The organism is Paenibacillus sp. NPDC101420 (assembly GCF_050277435.1).
GTDB lineage: Bacteria > Bacillota > Bacilli > Paenibacillales > Paenibacillaceae > Paenibacillus_AQ.
The window spans coordinates 140,297-157,945 of the sequence record NZ_JBNNSE010000004.1 but is presented as its reverse complement, the minus strand read 5'-3'; the positions used below and the strand labels follow the sequence as shown (position 1 = coordinate 157,945).

The 17,649-nt window shown below is 48.2% G+C and carries 11 protein-coding genes; 3 read left to right on the top strand and 8 right to left on the bottom strand.

Annotated features, from left to right (window positions below; all coding sequences use genetic code 11):
- Positions 1-19 precede the first annotated feature (19 nt).
- From ACQKMP_RS18615 to ACQKMP_RS18595, 5 genes are all read right to left on the bottom strand, one after another.
- Entirely contained in the window at positions 20-940 is a 921-nt protein-coding gene (locus ACQKMP_RS18615; protein ID WP_143759515.1) for an ABC transporter ATP-binding protein, read from the bottom strand.
- Complete coding sequence (locus ACQKMP_RS18610) at positions 930-1,949, bottom strand: ABC transporter ATP-binding protein (RefSeq protein WP_042184174.1); 1,020 nt, start codon at positions 1,947-1,949, stop codon at positions 930-932. The genes ACQKMP_RS18615 and ACQKMP_RS18610 overlap by 11 nt, the downstream gene beginning before the upstream one ends.
- A gap of 15 nt (positions 1,950-1,964) precedes the next feature.
- Positions 1,965-2,810 carry an ABC transporter permease gene (locus ACQKMP_RS18605; RefSeq protein WP_042184173.1) on the bottom strand — a complete coding sequence of 282 codons (846 nt, stop codon included), beginning with the start codon at positions 2,808-2,810 and terminating at the stop codon, positions 1,965-1,967.
- Positions 2,811-2,814: 4 nt separating this feature from the next.
- Positions 2,815-3,765, bottom strand: a complete 951-nt coding sequence (locus ACQKMP_RS18600; RefSeq protein ID WP_042123467.1) for an ABC transporter permease — start codon at positions 3,763-3,765, stop codon at positions 2,815-2,817.
- 69 nt (positions 3,766-3,834) lie between these two features.
- Entirely contained in the window at positions 3,835-5,451 is a 1,617-nt protein-coding gene (locus ACQKMP_RS18595; RefSeq protein ID WP_042184171.1) for an ABC transporter substrate-binding protein, read from the bottom strand.
- Between the two features lie 328 nt (positions 5,452-5,779).
- Here ACQKMP_RS18595 and ACQKMP_RS18590 point away from each other — a divergent pair, with 328 nt between their 5' ends.
- Positions 5,780-7,420 (top strand): glycosyltransferase family 2 protein, encoded by a 1,641-nt coding sequence (locus ACQKMP_RS18590; RefSeq protein WP_427470391.1) that lies wholly within the window; start codon positions 5,780-5,782, stop codon positions 7,418-7,420.
- Between the two features lie 59 nt (positions 7,421-7,479).
- Here ACQKMP_RS18590 and clpB read toward each other — a convergent pair whose 3' ends face one another.
- The 3 genes from clpB to ACQKMP_RS18575 form a co-directional block, all read right to left on the bottom strand.
- The gene (clpB, locus tag ACQKMP_RS18585) at positions 7,480-10,110 is read right to left on the bottom strand and encodes an ATP-dependent chaperone ClpB (protein WP_427470389.1); all 2,631 of its coding nucleotides are present in this window, start codon (positions 10,108-10,110) and stop codon (positions 7,480-7,482) included.
- A gap of 833 nt (positions 10,111-10,943) precedes the next feature.
- Positions 10,944-11,951 carry a DnaJ C-terminal domain-containing protein gene (locus ACQKMP_RS18580; RefSeq protein ID WP_427470387.1) on the bottom strand — a complete coding sequence of 336 codons (1,008 nt, stop codon included), beginning with the start codon at positions 11,949-11,951 and terminating at the stop codon, positions 10,944-10,946.
- A gap of 175 nt (positions 11,952-12,126) precedes the next feature.
- A complete protein-coding gene (locus tag ACQKMP_RS18575) occupies positions 12,127-12,594 on the bottom strand; it encodes an Hsp20/alpha crystallin family protein (protein ID WP_076299931.1) in 468 nt (155 codons plus the stop codon).
- Positions 12,595-12,936: 342 nt separating this feature from the next.
- Here ACQKMP_RS18575 and ACQKMP_RS18570 point away from each other — a divergent pair, with 342 nt between their 5' ends.
- Positions 12,937-14,580, top strand: a complete 1,644-nt coding sequence (locus ACQKMP_RS18570; protein ID WP_339268259.1) for an SWIM zinc finger family protein — start codon at positions 12,937-12,939, stop codon at positions 14,578-14,580.
- Entirely contained in the window at positions 14,577-17,597 is a 3,021-nt protein-coding gene (locus ACQKMP_RS18565) for a DEAD/DEAH box helicase (protein ID WP_427470384.1), read from the top strand. Before ACQKMP_RS18570 ends, ACQKMP_RS18565 begins: the two co-directional genes overlap by 4 nt.
- The last annotated feature ends 52 nt before the right edge of the window (positions 17,598-17,649 follow it).

Here is a 17,649-nt window from a genome sequence, read left to right as displayed (position 1 = left end):
ACCTGTATATAGATTCTACTTATTCCGTGAAATCATAAGCAACATAATGACCCGGACTAACTTCCTGCAATGTAGAGGTCTCAGCCCTGCCGTACTCTGCCGAATATCCATCTAAAATAATTCTCTGATTAGCCCGCTTAGGGTCCGTCTCCAAAATCGAAGATAGCAGCGCCTTCGTATAAGGATGAATAGGGTTCTCGTATAGTTCGTCACTTTCGGCTACTTCTACGAGACGACCGCCATACATCACGCCAATCCGGTCCGAAATATGCCGTACCATCGACAGATCGTGCGCAACAAAGAGGTAGGTCAACCCAAATTCCGACTGCAAATCCTCCAGCATATTCACTACCTGAGCCTGAACAGATACATCCAGCGCTGAGATTGGTTCATCGCACACTACGAATTCAGGTTTCACAGATAATGCCCGAGCGATCGAAATCCGTTGGCGTTGCCCGCCACTGAATTCATGAGGAAAGCGATAAAGATGCTCTCTTTTTAAACCCACCTTATCCAGCAGTGCCGCAACAGCCTCTATACGCTCGTCGCCTTCGTGGATCCCGTGGATTTTCATAGGCTCACTGATCAGATCAAGTACATTCAGGCTTGGATTCAACGAGGAATATGGATCTTGAAAGATCGATTGAATCCGTCTGCGAAAAGGCTTAAGCTGCTTCTCTCCAAGCTTGCTCAGCGGCTGCCCGTCAAAAGACACTTCACCATCTGTATAGTCATACAATCGCAGCAAGCAGCGTCCAACCGTGGACTTGCCGCTCCCCGACTCTCCGACCAGTCCAAAGGTCTCCCCCTGACGAATCTGAAAGCTTACGCCATCTACCGCCTTAAGCACTGATGTGTTACGTCCCCATATATCCTTGCCTTTGGAGAAATGTTTCTTCAGATTATTTACGTCCACTAGAATCTTATTATCACTCAACAGAACCGCTCCCTTCAACACCAGCTACGGCTGGAGTCTCCTGCACACCGTCTGCCAGCCAGCACATCGAACGATGGCCAGGCGATAATTCGATGACCGGAGGACGTTCGCTGCAACGGGCAAAAGCATTAGGGCAACGTTCCATAAATGGACAGCCCGAAGGGGGATCCAGCAAATCCGGAGGTGTGCCTTCGATAGGGACAAGGCGTTCCCGCGACTTGCCGTCACGTTTTGGAATCGAGCGAAGCAGACCTTTCGTGTAAGGATGCTGTGGGCGATAAAAGATATCCTCTACCGTGCCCTCCTCCATCACAAGTCCACCATACATTACGATAACCCGTGTACATACCTGTGCTACCACACCCAAGTCATGGGTAATGAGCGCTACAGCTGTACTGGTATTATTTTTCAACTCTTTAAAAAGATCGAGAATTTGCGCCTGTATTGTTACATCGAGCGCAGTTGTCGGCTCATCCGCAATCAATAGCTCTGGCTTACAGGAAAGAGCCATGGCGATCATGACCCGCTGGCGCATCCCGCCGCTGAATTCATGCGGATATTGCTGCAGCCGCTGTTCAGGATTATTAATTCCTACCTGACGCAAGATGCTTGCTGCCTCTTTAAGCGCTTCTTGTTTATTTAAACCCCGATGCCGACGGATGACTTCCGTAAGCTGCTGGCCGATTTTTTTTACAGGATTAAGAGAGGTCATGGGGTCCTGAAACACCATTGCTATACGATTGCCGCGTAGCTTTCTCCACTCTTTTTCCGAAAGGTTCGATAAATTCTCACCCCGAAAATTAATATTTCCACCGATAATTTTACCCGGAGGTGTAATTAACGACATAATCGCCTTGGCAGTTACACTCTTCCCACTACCAGATTCTCCGACGATTCCTACCGTCTCACCAGCATCTATATGAAAGCTAACGCCGCGAACTGCTTGATTCTCTCCGTCCCTTGTATGGAACGAAACCTTCAAATCCTCGACAGACAATAGCCGTTCCGTCATGATGTCTTCACACTCCTATCTTCGGATCAGCTTCGGTTCAAAGCCTACCCGCAAAATATCACCCAAAACATTAAAGCTCAGTACCGTTAATAGTATCAATAATCCAGGGAATAAAGCCAGATATGGCGCTTGAGCGATATATCCCTGCGCATTGTTAAGCATACTGCCCCAAGTCGCATTCGGAGGCTGTACCCCGAACCCGAGGAAACTTAGGGACGACTCCATCATTATCGCCGAAGCGATATTATTCGTCGCACCTACAATGACAACAGGCACTAGCCCCGGAAGAATATGACGCCAAATAATTCCGAAATTGCTCTGTCCGGAGGCTTTTGCATAGAGTACATATTCGCGTTCCTTAATCGTCATCGTCTCTGCCCGAATGACACGGGCGATATTCATCCACATTAATAGAGCAATAATAATGATGATATTCCCAACACTCGGCTTCAGAAATACGCTAAGCAGCAGCAGAACTAAGAAAGAAGGAATGGACAGCACTACATCAAGCATCCGCATGAGAAGATTATCAACCCATCCGCCAAAGAATCCACTGATTACGCCCACCGTCACACCTATGCCTGTAGCAATGATCATTGAAGCAAAGCCAACTAGCAGTGATACCCGGCCACCATATAATGCGCGGGCAAAATAATCCCGGCCATAGTCATCCGTCCCGAACCAGTGATCGGCTCCCGGCGATTTCAGACGTGCCAGAACATCCATCGCATTCGGATCATGTCCAGATAAAAAAGCAAATATAGAGCCCAGTGAGAAGATGATTAAAGTAATGAGGGCTGCGACGCCCAATTTATTCGTAAATAGCTCATCTCCAACACTTTTCCATTTACTGCGATTCATGAGGTCACCTCGTTAATTTAATTCGTGGGTCCACGAAGCTATATAGAATATCCGCGACCAGATTACCGATGATCAGCATTAAAGAGGAGAATAGAGTAATTCCCATAATCACGGGGTAATCCATCCCTTTAACTGCAGTCATCCCCAAAGAGCCAATACCTGGCCATGAAAATACTGTTTCTGTAACAATTGCACCTGCCACCAGATCACCCATAGACATCCCGAGCAATGTAATTACAGGAAGCAACACATGCTTCATTACATGACGAAACAGAATCGTTGTCTTGTTAGATCCAAAAGCATATTGAATCTGCACGTACTCTTCTTTTAGCTGTCCAATGGTACTAGAGCGAATGTATCGCACATAACCAGCCAAGAATCCAAAAGCAAGCACGGTGCAAGGCAGGATACCATGCTTGAATACATCAAACGCCGATTCCACACCAATCGTTCGCATCCCCATAATAGGAAGCAGATGCAGCTTAATCGCGAATAAGTACATTAGTAAGATGGCAAGCCAAAACAAAGGCACGGATATTCCGACATAGGATAAGAAATTAATCAGCTTATCTACCCAGCGGTTCCGGTTTGCTCCAGCAATAAGACCGAGTGGAATCGCCAGCAAAACAGCGAGACCGATCGCAGAACCCATCAAACCTGCCGTTGCAGGCAGGCGTTCTAGAATTTGATCCAATACTGGCTGATGATTCACTAGGGAATAACCGAAATTCCCCTGCAATATTTCTTTAATCCAGATTAAATATTGAATGTAGGCTGGCTTATCCAGCCCAAGGTTATGCCGGATGCGCTCAATATCATCTGCGTGCATATTCGGCGTAACGAAGGATAATACCGGATCCCCCGGAGCCAGCTTAATCATCGCAAAGCACACAACCGAAACAAAAAACAACATCGGCAGGGTTTGCAGTAATCTTCGGACGATAAGTTGTCTCATACGTTTATTCTCCCAGTTCTGTATCGGTAAAAAAGTAAGCTGGATAACCCAGCTTACTTTTTCCCGTTTTTATTTAAGGTAGATTTTCGATAAATCTTCAAAAATAACGACAGGCTTCAAGACTGCTTCTTCCAGACCGCCGTAGTTCTTGGAGACAGCTACAATAGTCTTAGTATTAGCAATTGGATAAATCGGTGCATCGTCAGCAATGATCTCTTGGATCTTCTTATAGATCTCACCACGTTTAGTCACATCTGCTTCTCCTGCACCTTCATTGAACAACTTATCGACTTCAGCATTATTATAATGCGAGTAGTTAGAGTCAGCAGTAGAAGTATACAAAATTCTGTAAGCATCAGGATCGTAACCCATAATATAACCTGCAATCGCAAGTTCAAAATCTGTTGAATTCATATCACTGAACTTCTGACCATATGCCGAGGCATCCATATTTTGCAGTTCAACTTCAGCGCCAATGGCCTTTAGCTTTTGCTGCACGTATAGTGAAATGGCTTCCTGAGCTTTATTACCGCTCGATACAATCAATCTCAATTTCAGATCGCTAACCCCTGCCGATTGCAGAAGCTCTTTCGCTTTTTCCACATCATTATCGAAAGAAGGTACGTCATTAGTATAGAACAATGCATCCGGAGTCAAGAATGACTTCGCCGGGTCAGCATACTCGCTAGAGGAATAAGCAGCCTGAATGATTTCATCACGGCTTAGTGCTAGAGACAAGGCTTGACGAACTTCTTTTTTAGCAAGAGCACCTCTATCGCTGTTCGCGTTGAACAACAGGTACGACAATCGGCCTTCACTATAAGGAAGAATTTCGAAATTGTTCGAAGCTTCAATCGTTCCAACATCCTGTGGATCTAGATATTTAATGTTGATCTCACCACTCTGAAGTGCGAGATTCGCAGCATTCGTATCTTTAGCAATCCGGTACGTAACAGAATCAAGATGTGGTTTGCCGCCAAAGTAGTTATCAAATCTTTCTAATGTAACATATTCGCCCGCTTTATATTCTTTAAATTTAAATGGTCCAGATCCAACAGGATTAGCATTCTTGGTGCTTTTCTCTAGATCCGTCTCATTTTCAAAAATATGCTTTGGAATCGGAAATACTTGCACTAGTGTAGCTTCAAAAGCTGGGCTGACCTGCGGAAGCTTGAACTCTACGGTCAGATCATCCACCTTAACGGCCTTAACGGGTTTATCACCGATGAATAAGTTCGCTCTCAACATGCTGTTTTGCTTCTCATCGAGGATGCTATCAATCGTGAACACGACATCGTCAGCAGTAAGCTTTTCTCCGTCATGCCATGTCAGTCCGCTTTTCAGCTTCAACGTATAAGTCAGGTTATCTTCTGAAAGGGTCAGGCTGTCTGCCAAGTAGAAGGTCTTCTTACCATCATTTACTTGGAACAGTGGAGCATAGAGCGCTTGGTCAATCGTAAGACTGACACGGTCACCCGCGTAGTTCGGATTTAGAATAACAGGATCAGCAGCGACTCCAATAATCAAGTTGCCTCCATCTTTTATCTCAGTGCTTGCTGTCGTTCCATCATTAGTAGCAGGTGTCTGATTTTTATTTGTAGAAGTGGCGGTGTTCCCTCCGGAGCACGCACTAATCAAAAATGTTAACAAAATCAAAGTAATAACTCCAGATAATCCTTTACGCATAAGTTTCTCCCCCGTATTCTATGTTCTGCGTTGCTTGTGTTTTTTATATTGTATATCGGAATACTAGGAATTACAATGGATAGCATTTCACATTAATGTAATATTGAGGGAATCGATTGATGGTTTATCCATAGCGCTCATCCTTTGCTGTTCATATTGTCATCTAATTATTCGGTTATTGTACAGCAGATCGTTACGAATTAATACATCTAATACTCATTTACTTTACAGAACTTTGAAAAATAAGGATTATTGCCGCTCTCCTGTAAATATATTGAGAACATAAGGATCATCCAAGGAAAGAGGGGCGTTCCCCAAGGAGGCGGCAATGACGGAAAACAAGGTTCGCGTATTGATTGGCAGTCCAATCCACCAGAAGCCTATGGTTTTAAAAGAATTTCTGAATTCCCTGCTTCGTCTGAATATTGCCGATATTGAGCTGGATTTCCATCTAGTTGATGATAATGATGATGAGGAGTCAAGTCGGCTGCTCCAGGAATTCCAAAGCATGGGTGATCATATTTATCTTCAGAGCTCCGGCTTTCACGATGCGTATATTCGCAATGATACTACCCACTTTTGGAATACCAACTTAGTCTGGAAAGTAGCCAATTTTAAAAATCTCATGATCAACCGCGCCCAAACCTTGAACTATGATTATTTATTCCTTATAGACTCTGATCTCATCCTCCATCCTGATACCCTCAGACATCTAATAGGTACGAACAAGGATATTATTTCAGAGGTGTTCTGGACACAGTGGCAGCCAGAGACTATGTTTCAGCCGCAGGTATGGATGCACGACGAATACAATCAGTGGGAGCTACTGCCCGGTGAAAAACTGCAACCAGAGGAGATTAATCGCAGATTTCATGAATTCATAGCAAAGATGCGGATTCCCGGAATCTATGAGGTGGGCGGACTCGGGGCTTGTACACTGATTAGTCAGCATGCGATAAAAGCTGGAGTCAGCTATAATCAAATTCGCAACATTTCATACTGGGGAGAAGACCGTCATTTCTGCATTCGTGCCGCTGCCCTTGGCATCCCCTTATTCGTCGATACCCATTATCCGGCGCTACACTTGTATAGAGACAGTGATTTGAGTAAAGTAGAGGATTTTATCAAAGAAACTACGGAGACCAAAGCTGAAGCCACTGATACTGAGAACAGTTCATCTACGGACGAATTACCTGCATCAGTAATGCCGACACCCACCACAGACAACCCAGACAACGAAAGCTCCAAGGAGACAGTCCCCCCAGCCAGAAAGCGGCCCAAGCTAACCCTCACCATGGTTGTGAAAAATGAAAGTGGACGCTTTCTGCGGCAGGTTCTGGAAGAGCATCGCAAATACATCGACGAGGCCGTCATTATCGATGATGGCAGCACCGATAATTCAGCAGCTATCTGCCTGGAGGTGCTTGAAGGCATTCCCGTTCATCTCGTGCACAATACCATATCCAAATTCAGCAATGAAATCGAGCTGCGAAAGCAGCAATGGGAAGAGGTTCTGAAGACGAAGCCCGAGTGGATTCTAAGTCTGGACGCAGACGAAATCTTTGAAGCGAGCTTCGCGGCAAATATCGAACCCCTGCTGTACGCTGACGAGGTCGATTTATTCTGTTTCCGTCTCTATGATTTATGGAACGCCACCCATTACAGAGAAGATATTTACTGGCGCTCTCATTTGAATTACCGTCCTTTTTTGCTTCGTTATAAAGAAGACTTCAACTATGTATGGAATGAATCTCCACAGCATTGTGGGCGATTCCCGGAGAATGTCTTCGAGCTTCCCCACCAGCTAAGCAACTTGCGACTCAAGCATCTAGGCTGGTCGAAGGCAGAATTCCGCTTAGAAAAATATCTGCGTTACATGCTCCTTGATCCCGATGGCCAATACGGCTGGAAGGAGCAATACCTGTCCATTCTGGATGAACACCCTCATTTAATACCTTGGGTGGAATGAGGGTAATCATAAAAAGGACGTCCACAAAACCTTAGTGGCTTTGTGGACGCCTTTTATTTTTACATAGTATCAACATCTGGCTTTATAATGCTCACCGTCAGGCCGCCGCCGGATTCGTCTACTTGAATCACCGTACCTTCTGCGGCTTCTCCAGCAATGATCGCACGTGCCACACGGGTCTCCAGACTTCGCTGGATGAAGCGTTTCAGCGGTCTCGCCCCATACACTGGATCAAAACCTTCCTTAGCGATAAAACGTACCGCGGGCTCAGTTAACTCAAGACCAATCTCCTGGTCAGCAAGACGTAAACGTAATCCGTCCACCAGTTTGTCCACGATTTTCTCAATCTCGCCCAGGGTCAACGGCTTGAACATCACAATATCGTCAACCCGGTTCAGGAACTCTGGTCGGAAATGACCAGTTAGTTCCTTCATTACGCTATCCTTGGCAGCCTCCGTAAGCTGACCCTTCTCATCGGTGCCTTGAATCAGATGTGGTGAACCGATATTTGAGGTCATGATAATGATCGTGTTCTTGAAGTCGACCATCCGGCCCTGCGAATCGGTCAGACGTCCATCATCAAGCAGCTGCAGTAGAATATTAAATACATCGGGATGCGCCTTCTCCACTTCATCGAGCAGCACTACTGTGTAAGGCTGACGCCGTACAGCTTCTGTAAGTTGGCCGCCCTCCTCATATCCAACGTATCCCGGAGGTGCACCGACTAGGCGAGAAACACTGTGCTTCTCCATATACTCCGACATATCGATACGGATCATGCCATCTTCGCGATCAAAGAGAGAGACCGCGAGTGATTTAGCCAGCTCCGTCTTCCCTACCCCAGTCGGACCGAGGAACAGGAAGGAACCGATCGGCCGATTCGGATCTTTGATCCCGGCTCTTGCCCGAAGCACGGCATCGGCCACCAAGCTGACAGCTTCATCTTGGCCCACAACTCGTTCATGCAGCGTTTCTTCCAGACGCAGCAGCTTATCCCGTTCGCCTTCAACCAGTCGGCTAACCGGCACACCCGTCCAGCGCGATACAATATCTGCGATTTCCTCCTCAGTTACAGCTTCACGCAATAATCTTGTATCCTGATCCTGCTGTGCCGCTTCTTCCGCTGCTTTCAATTGCCGCTCCAGATCAGGAATGATGCCGTAGCTCAATTCGGCTGATTTATTAAGATCGTATTCCTCCTGTGCATCGACCAAATCCTTGCGGGCTTGCTCCAGCCGTTTTTTGAGGTCGCGGATGCCTTGAATCGCTGACTTTTCCTTCTCCCAACGTGCGGTCATCCCAAGCTGCTTCTCCTTGAGATCGGCGAGTTCACGTTGTAAGATTTCCAAACGGCGTTTGCTGGCGTCATCCGTTTCTTTTTTTAGCGCTGCTTCCTCAATCTCCATCTGCATCAGACGGCGGGTCACTTCATCCATCTCACCCGGCATGGAATCAATCTCCGTACGGATCATGGCACAGGCTTCATCCACTAAGTCGATCGCTTTATCCGGCAAGAAACGATCCGTAATGTAGCGGTTAGACAGAACGCCTGCAGCGACGAGGGCGCTGTCATGGATTTTGACTCCATGATGGACTTCGAACCGTTCCTTCAGACCGCGTAGAATGGAGATCGTATCCTCTACATCCGGCTCGCTGACCAGCACCTGTTGGAAACGGCGCTCCAGCGCAGGGTCCTTCTCTATATACTTGCGGTATTCATCGAGCGTTGTGGCACCGATACAGTGCAGTTCGCCGCGAGCCAGCATCGGCTTCAGCATATTGCCCGCATCCATCGAGCCTTCGGTTTTACCTGCCCCTACAATCGTGTGCAGCTCATCAATAAAAAGAATAATACGGCCGTTACTTTCACGAACTTCCCTAAGTACCGCCTGCAAGCGTTCCTCGAATTCACCTCGGAACTTCGCGCCTGCTACAAGGGAACTCATATCCAGCGAGAAAATCGTCTTGTCCTTCAGCCCCTCTGGTACGTCTTTGCGTACAATCCGGTGAGCCAAGCCTTCCACAATCGCTGTTTTACCTACACCAGGCTCACCGATCAGCACAGGGTTATTCTTCGTTTTACGGGACAGAATTCGGATCACACGACGTATCTCAGCGTCACGTCCGATGACTGGATCGATCTTACCCGCGCGAACCTCTGCTACAAGATCACGTCCGTATTTCTCCAGCACCTCATAAGTAGCCTCCGGCTCCCGACTCGTTACACGCTGATGCCCACGAATCTCAGCAAGTATAGACATCAGCTTCTCGCGTGTTAATCCACGACTGACAAAAAGATCACGCAGCTCACGATTATCCCTGCTCGAATCCGACACCATGGCCAGCACGGCATGCTCCACCGAAACAAACTCGTCTTGCATCTTCGCCGCTTCTTTCTCCGCCTGTTCCAGCAGATGGATCAGCGATTGCGAGGCATAACGCCGTACTGTGCTTGCTCCTGATCCGCTTATGCTCGGCTTGCGCCCAAGCAGTTCATCCGTGCTGCGCAGCAGCTCAGCTACGGGGACGTTCATCTTTTGCAGCAATCTTGGCAGCAAGCCTTCTTGCTGCTGGAGTAACGCTTTTAACAGATGGAGATTATCGATCTCCTGATGTCCGCTTTCTGAAGCCAGCGACTGCGCCGCAGCCACTGCTTCCTGCAGCTTTTGAGTAAGTTTATTGAAATCCATAGCTCTCTCACCTTTCTATTTAGGAATGTTATATAGGATCGGCCGTTTTGGCCGGGATAGATTAATTTAGCGGGATTAATACCGTTCATTTGGACGGATGAGCCCCATTTGGCGCTATCTGCGGGATTAATACCGTTCATTTCGAGTGATCAGCCACATTTGGCGTAATCTGCGGGATTAATACCGCACATTTGGACGGATGACATCATTTGGCGCTATCTGCGGGATTAATACCGTTCATTTGGACGGATGGGCCGTATTCGACTCATTCTGGGGTATTTTTACCCCTCTTTTCGCTAATCGAGCCGAATTCGGCGCATTCTGGGGTATTTTTACCCCTCTTTTCGCTCACAGAGCCAAATTCGGCACGATCTGGGGTATTTTCACCCCTCATTTCGCTCATCGAGCTCAATCCGGCGCATTCTGGGGTATTTTTACTCCTCTTTTCGCTCATCAAGCCCAATACGGCGCAGTCTGGGGTATTTTTACCCCTCTTTTCGCTCATCGAGCCCAATACGGCTCATTCTGGGGTATTTTTACCCCTCTTTTCGCTCATCGAGCCCAATACGGCTCATTCTGGGGCATTTTCACCCCTCTTTTCACTCATCGAGCCGAAATTGGCGCAGTCTGGGGTACTTTTACCCCTCTTTTCGCTCATCGAGCCGAAATCGGCACCTTTAGAACACTTTTACCCTTCCTTTTCCCGACACTTCTTACAGGTCTCTACTATAGTTAGTTTCTAATTAAGTTACTTTTCTACTACTAGCACTCTATTCACCTTATTCACCAGCCAAAATCGATCACGAACATACAAAGTTACCTCTACCTACCTATTAATTACCCACTTTTGCCTTCGGACGCTGCGCACTAGCGCTTTGACGTTTAGCTCTAGCCTCGAAATTACTGGATTCAGCCAGTTTACGGTACAAATTCTTCTCCGCTTCGCTGGTTGGCTCAGGGACAACAATCTCAATACCAAATAAAATATCACCGTTCGCACCATTCTCACGCTTCAAACCTTTGCCTGGGATGCGCAGCGTTTTACCACTTTGAATTCCTGCAGGAATCTTCAATTTCACAGCACCGCCACCCGGTAATGGAACCTTCACCTCACCACCCCATACCGCTTGCCATGGAGCAACTTCAACTACACCGTATAAATCGCCAGCTTGAAGCTCGTATATATCATGAGGAAGAATATGAAGTGCCAGCAGTATATGGCCACCCGGAGCTATGCCACTCTGAGTGGTTCCTGCGATTTTTAAAATCGTGCCTTCACTAGAACCCGGGGGAACTTGAACGTCCACAGTTTTATCACCGATCTGCACTCTTACAGTTGCTCCCTTATAGGCCTGCTCCAACGTAATATCCAGCTGCGCCTGCGTCGTACTGCGCGCCTCACCCCATGGATTGCCGTTCGCACGCCCACTACTACTACTAGAAAAGAAATCAAAGCCAGCGCGATCCGCCGATCCCCGATTCCCAAAAAACATTCCGAACAAATCTTCCTCCGAAATGCCAGAACCTCCTGCAGAATAAGTCCCACCGTTCCAGTTTCCACCAAAGTTTGAATCCCACGAAGAGGCCCCGCTCGACGCACCTCCACCAGCTCTACCACGCTGAGCCCCATAAAGCAGCTCCTCATCGTAAAGCTTGCGTTTCTCCTCATTGCCCAGCACTTCATAGGCTTCAGCCGCTTCTTTGAATTTCGCCTCTGCCTCAGAGGCTTTGTTCACATCGGGATGCCACTTCTTGGCCAGCTTTTGATAAGCCTTTTTAATTTCCTGTTTAGTTGCTGTTTTGCTCACACCCAAAGCATCATAATAGCTTTTGTTAGCCATTCGGATTCCTCCTTTCAACGCTTTATTAAATACAACTCATCGTACGATTCCGAGAAAAGACGCACCATAGCCGGAATCCTCCACTACAATGCGCCTTTTATTCATAACACTATATTAAAAGCTCGCTGCCTATCTCTAAGATGCTGAGCGGAAACTATTACCGCCTAAATTATGCTTATTCAGACTGCGATGCGCTAGAATCTCCGTCTTGAATCTCAATGCGTTTCCCTTGTGGTTTTTGCTGTTTTGGAACTTCCAGCTTCAGTAATCCGTCTTTCAAAGACGCGCGAATCTCTTCCACTGCAATATCCTGAACATAGAATCTGCGAACATATTCACCATATCGACGTTCTCTACGTACAATTTGATGATCCTTGTTCTCCTCCGCATTCTCTTCCTTCCGCACCGCTTTAATCGTCAAGTAAGGGCTGGCATAATCAATGTCGATTTCTTCTTTTTTAAAGCCAGGAAGTTCAGCTTCAATCAGGTAAGCCTGCTCACTCTCGCGAATATCCGTTCTGAAGGACATCGTGGAGCTCTTGATCGGTGCAAAAAAATCATCATTAAAAACATCATTCAAAGACTTAGCCAGCATACCAAAAGCATCATCTCTACGTTTACCAAAAGGAACCAAATCAAACATTATCCATTCTCCTCTCATTGACTTTGACTTTATTTGACCTATGACCTTATTATAGTCCCCTATCAGAGGAATAACAAAACCGATTTAAGCGAATTTCCGGTCAAATTCAGGCAAATCAGCTGATTTAATGCTACAAATTTTAATATTTTTAATGTTTTGACCTTTTTTGACCTTCGTTTGATCTATACTTCAAAATTCAGCACGATTAGTATATGTTTAGGCCCCACGTTCCATACAAGCCAGCAATTTCGCTTTCATTACAACGCCAAAACATCCTACTCAAAAAGAAATGATATAATGAAGGTCAAATAACGACCATTTTTCTTACGGGAGACCAATTGTATGCAACCAACCTATACTATGGATGATACGCAGTGGAGTAAGCTCATCCAGAATGTCGCCTATTATTTCGATGACCTCACCCTCAAACGAGGGTTCCAATATTATAAGCAAAGCCGTATTCGTTCGTTCACTATGACGGAGCCATCTAAGATCAATGCCCTTGTTGAAGGTAGAGAGGATTACCGCGTTACTATTGATCTGGACAGCTTCACTCGGTGCCATTGCAACTGCCCTGTTTCAGGTCATTGCAAGCATATGGCCGCTGTGCTGCTCAGTTTTGCTGAACAACAGAATAGGTCTGTACAAGTTCTAGCTAACGCCAAAGCCGCATCTTTTCTCCCAAAAACATCAAGTAGTTCACCTGTCGGAACCGATGGAAAGCACCAGCAGCAGCTAAAAGAACATGCCAGCCGGATCGCTGACGGAGGCATCACGGAGTGGCGCGAGTATTTTGCGTTCTGCATCACGCCTCTGGCACATACCACTCGGAATCCTGAATATGTGGATCGAGCATTATCTTCCATTACTAAATTTAAGCCGAAGTTATCACCGGAAATGGACAAGCTATTTACCCTGCATGCCCATCTTTTTCTTCTAGAAAAGCTGGCTAAGCCTTCCGCCAATCTACCCGGTCAGGTCGCCTTCACCTCATCACTCGGCTATTACACGCAAGTAGCGGTCTCTGAGCTACAGGAAGCAATCACACGTCTGTTAAAAAGCACACTCCCGCTGTCTCCCGAGCAAGAGCAGGAATACGATCTTTGGCCGCATATCGTCGAGACCCTCTCCTACTTGCGGCGTGAGATGTTGACGGAGTCGCGCGATCGCTTGCGTGATCAGCCCTCTTTTTCACTGTGCTATGACCTGCTGTGGAGAAACTGGATTTATCCGAATACAGGTGGAACTAAGCTTTATCTGGATGAAATCAAACAGCTTCAGCAGGCAGAAAGTGAATTAGGCGCTTCCCTGTCACGCCATGCGTGGCTGTTAGCCCAGAGCCGCATGTATTTTTATCTGAAGGATGACCCAAAGGCATGGGAATTACTGAATAAAGCTGCCGAGCGCCCAGGTCTCCATCCTGATGAGCTTATGAGCTTCACCTCCCCGCTTCTGGATGCAGGTGAATGGTCACGCTTGGTGGGCTGGCTTGCTCAGATCGGTCCACTGCTGAGCAGCAGACTCTATAATCTGAATAACTATTCGAACAGATGGGAAGAGGCCGTTCGCCATCTTCCTGAAGCTGAGCCGCAAATGTGGAATACATTAGCCACCATGTTACCTATCTCTGGAGAAGTATACGAAGAGAAGTTAATTACCTATGAAAAATGGCAGACATGGATGGATTATCAACTGTCCATCGGTAAGCTGCCTTCCGAATTTCGTGTTACAGACCTCCAGCCTATGGAGAAAAACGCACCCGAAGTTCTGCTCCCCTTCTACCATCAGGCCGTCGAAAGATTTGTGCTGGATAAGAATAGACATAGCTACAAGGCGGCTGTGAAACTATTGAAGCGATTATCCAAGCTGTATAAAAAAATGAAACAAGAAGAACGGTGGGAAGAGTTCCTCATTGCCTTCACCACAAAGCACAGCAGACTCCGTGCGCTGCAAGAGGAGCTTCGGAAAGGAAAGCTAATACCATGAACATGCATTTGCGCACGCTGACCATCCGGCTTGCATTAAGCCAGTATGGCGACGCTTTAATATACGGAATGAATGAAAGAGAAGATCTCTTGCCCGGTTTGCAGCTTAAACAGCGGTTATTCGCCTGGCATGAGGCGTCTTTTTATGGAACGGAGTTAACGGTTCAACCAGCTGGCGAAGGTGTAGAGCTAGTGATTCTACCTGCAGAGCAGGTCATCCCTTTCTTTACAGAGCAGAAGCTGCTGGCGCATATCGAATGGAACTGGGAGGGCGATGCGGCTTACCTGACTGAACTGGCGCCACTTCTGACTATATGTCTGGAGAACAAACAGTATATTCCAGATATCTCCGCTTATCGCGCTGGGAGGTTGCAATGGACCTGGGATGAGGGCGCTTTTGCGCAGGTGGCAGTGGAGAATGACACTGCCAAAGGGGCTCTTGAGGCGCTAAATGGCGGCAGCGAATTTAGCCGTGGGTTACGCGCGGCGTTCTCCGCCGCCGTATCGCAGAGGTATTACAGCACGGAGGCCGAAGCAGGCGACCTCCGGAGCGATTTCCCGCTTCTATTCGATAGAAGCGGGGCCCTTGCAGCGGGCATGGATACCGCTGCATGGCTTATCGCCATTGGCTGGAAGGCGGATACCGCGCCTTTCCGGCCTGCACTTCAGCTGCTGGAGCCGGAAGGGGATGAATCCCCTTGGCGGCTGCAGCTGATCCTTCAGGACAAGCGCGATGAATCCGCGCTTGTCCCCATCAGGCTCGCCGATGATGGCGAGCCGCACGGCTTGTGGCCGACAGCATGGTCGGCCCACGTGCACGAACGCGCCGCGGGATGGCTGGAGCGCCTCCGCGGCAGTCTGCCGCCCGAGCGCTTCGCGGCGGGCGGCGACGTGCTGGCCGAACCGCTCAGCGATGCCATCGCTTGGCGGTTCTTAACCGCCGAGAGCCAGCGGCTGCTGGAAGCAGGCTGGCAAGTGCTGCTGCCGGCGTGGTGGGAAGCCGCCAGCCGGAAAAAACCGCGCCTCCGCGCCAAGATCAGCTCCGGCGAGGACAAACGCAGCGGCGGCGAGTCGCTGTTCGGCCTCGATTCGATCATCGATTTTGATTGGCGAATCTCCATCGGCGACGTCGACCTCACCGAAGCTGAATTTGCCGAGCTGGTCGCAAGAGGAGAACGACTCGTCCGCTTCAAAGGCAAATGGGTCTCGCTCGATCCCGCGCTGCTGGCGCAAATCCAAAGAGCCATGGCTGGTATGGACAAGTCGCAAGGCTTGTCTTTCCAAGATGTGCTTCAGCTTCATTTGCTGCAAGCGAGTGAGGAAGCTGATGCTGAGGCTACAGAAGAGCAGCTTCAAGAGGATGCTGCGCGCCTGCGGCTCGAGGTAGAGCTAAACGAGCATTTGATCAGCCTCATTGGTCAGCTCGGCCAGCGCTCACAGTGGCCGAAGCCTCCAGTGCCCGCAGGACTCCAGGCAGAGCTACGCACCTATCAGCATGAAGGATATGCTTGGCTGACTTTCCTGCGTCAATTCGGTTTGGGGGCTTGTCTAGCCGATGATATGGGGCTTGGCAAGACCGTCCAACTCATCGCATATTTACTTCATATCAAAGAAAATACCGATCCGAGCTCATCCCGTCGCCAGACCGACCCTCCGGGTTGGCCTGCTCTGATCATCTGCCCTACCTCCGTGCTGGGCAACTGGCAGAAGGAATTGCAGCGCTTCGCGCCTTCTTTGAATGTGATGCTGCACTACGGAAGTCGCCGTTTGGACGCAGGATTCTTCTATGGTGCTGCTTCGCAAGCTGACGTGGTACTCACCTCTTATGCGACTGCAGCGCTTGATCAGGAGTTGCTGAAGGAATTCACTTGGGCGGCGATTTGCCTGGACGAAGCACAGAATATCAAAAATGCTCAAACGAAGCAGTCGGTAGCTGTGCGCAGCTTCCCGGCTTTACACCGGATTGCGCTGACAGGAACACCTATAGAGAACAGATTATCCGAGCTGTGGTCCATTTATGATTTTATAACCCCAGGTTATCTGGGTAGCGCCAAAGCCTTTAACGACCGATTCAGTAATGCCATTGAGAAGGAACGCGATGAGAAGCGTACAGCGGACTTACAGAATCTCGTGAAGCCGTTCATGCTACGCCGTAAGAAAAAGGATCCTAACATTCAGCTCGATCTTCCAGATAAAAACGAGATGAAGACCTATGTCCATCTGACAGCTGAACAAGCTGCGCTCTATGACCAGACCGTAAACGGACTGCTCGACCGTATGCAGAAGTTGGAAGGTATTGAGCGTAAGGGCGCTATTCTTGGGGCTTTGACCGGACTTAAGCAGCTATGTGATCACCCGATGCTTGTGACTAAGGAGGCCCTCCCTGAAACCGATTCGGATAATAAACTGGATACCAGTCTACTCATTAACCGTTCATCTAAACTTGAAAGACTGCTGGATATGGTTAAGGAGCTGCGTGCAGAGGATGAGCGCTGTCTCATCTTTACGCAATATGTCGGGATGGGAAAAATGCTTCAGGCTGTTCTACAGCAGGAGCTTGGGGAGCCTGTCCTTTATTTGAACGGAAGCACCTCCAAACAGGCGCGTGACCGAATGATTGAGCGATTCCAGACGCCTGCACCTTCCGCGGACGAAGGGTCCAGACGTCCAGATGCACCACCGTCTGATCAGCCGAATGTATTCATCCTTTCTCTCAAAGCCGGAGGTGTCGGTCTGAACTTAACCGCAGCCAATCACGTATTCCACTTCGATCGCTGGTGGAATCCGGCCGTTGAGAATCAGGCGACGGACCGCGCCTATCGGATGGGCCAGACGCGTGATGTACAGGTGCATAAGTTCATCGCTCTCGGGACGCTCGAAGAAAAGATTGATGAGATGCTGGAGAGTAAGCAGCAGCTAAGTGATAATGTCATCTCCAGCTCCGAAGGCTGGATTACCGAGCTGTCTACTGAGGCTTTGAAAGACCTATTTACATTACGGAGAGGCTTAACAGACTAATCTTAACGCTTGCAACGACCATCAAAAGGAACATTCGCATCTACGCGGATGT